The organism is Helicobacter vulpis (assembly GCF_003660395.1).
Classification (GTDB): domain Bacteria; phylum Campylobacterota; class Campylobacteria; order Campylobacterales; family Helicobacteraceae; genus Helicobacter; species Helicobacter vulpis.
In genome coordinates this window covers 1-1,064 of record NZ_QXQT01000064.1, presented here as the reverse complement: position 1 = coordinate 1,064, position 1,064 = coordinate 1, and the positions used below count along the sequence as shown (strand labels likewise).

The window sequence follows — 1,064 nt, the reverse complement described above, 5'->3', positions numbered from 1 at the left end:
TAGGCGCGCTCTATGCAAGGGGTTTAGGCGTGCCTAAAGATGCACAAAAAGCCCAAACATACTACAAAAAAGCCTGCGATCTAGGCTATGAGCAAGCCTGCACGCTTTTAAGCAAATGAACAACGGGGGCTAAGAGATGAAAAAAGACTACCTAGACATTGTCCTAGCCGTGCTCAAAGAGGCAAAAGCCCCCGTGTCCATCCATGCGCTTTATAGCAGGGCACAGGAACTTTACAGCGCAGGCAAGATTAGCCAGATGTTTAGCACAGCAGAAGATGGGACTTATTACCCCGTGTGGTTGGCTTTAAAGAACAAAGAAACCCTGCCCTTTGTGCAGGTTTCACAACGCCCCATCACCATCGCCCTAAAAGAATACGCACCCAATGCGCTAGAGGTGCAGGCAACAAGCCAAACTTCTAGCAAAACAGAAACCCACCACGAACGCCTATTACACCCTTTGCTAGCCCACTTTGCTTACACCAAATGGGGCGCACACACCAAGACCATTTACCACGAAAAAGCCTTAAAGGGCACAAAGGGTAAAAACTCTTGGCTTTATCCGGACATGGTGGGGGCAAGCTTTACCTACCAAAACTTTGAGCCCACCTTGCGCCAATTTGTAGAAAACTTTGGCAATTTGCCCTTGAAACTCTTTTCTTTTGAGCTCAAAAAGGAGATGGATTTAAGCCATTGCAATATTACTTCCAAGCTATTAGCAACAGCTCTTGGGCGCACGAGGGTTACTTGGTGGTGGAGAAAATCAACACAGCAGACAATAATTTAATGGACTTGCTCAAACGCTTGCACACCAGCTTTGGCATTGGGGTTGTCTTGCTCAATGTGCAAGACATGCAAAAAAGCCAAGTGTTGTTAAACGCCAAATTTAAAGAAAATTTAGATCACGCCATGTTGGGCGAATTGTCCCAAAACAGCCCCGATTTTAAAGACTTCTTAAACGCTTTGACTCTCTATCACGAGGCGATTAAGGCGCACATGAGTGAGCAAACCAACCCAAGCCTTTGATAGCGTGCTAGACAAAGCGGCATTGCAAAATTATATCAGTA

At 46.0% G+C, this 1,064-nt stretch carries 3 protein-coding genes; all 3 read left to right on the top strand.

The window, feature by feature from the left end; all coding sequences use genetic code 11:
• On the top strand, positions 1 to 119 hold a 119-nt coding region (locus tag EAO38_RS09495), incomplete at its 5' end, for an SEL1-like repeat protein (protein ID WP_407927438.1).
• 17 nt (positions 120 to 136) lie between these two features.
• Positions 137 to 784 carry an HrgA protein gene (locus EAO38_RS08550; RefSeq protein ID WP_235852594.1) on the top strand — a complete coding sequence of 216 codons (648 nt, stop codon included), beginning with the start codon at positions 137 to 139 and terminating at the stop codon, positions 782 to 784.
• Positions 748 to 1,023: an HrgA protein gene (locus EAO38_RS09285; protein WP_235852593.1), complete on the top strand. Its 276-nt coding sequence runs from the start codon at positions 748 to 750 to the stop codon at positions 1,021 to 1,023. The genes EAO38_RS08550 and EAO38_RS09285 overlap by 37 nt, the downstream gene beginning before the upstream one ends.
• Positions 1,024 to 1,064 lie beyond the last annotated feature (41 nt).

What these genes read in the sequence shown, in the direction of transcription:
- EAO38_RS08550 (WP_235852594.1), top strand. Translation starts at nt 137, where the DNA reads ATGAAAAAAGACTACCTAGACATTGTCCTAGCCGTGCTCAAAGAGGCA.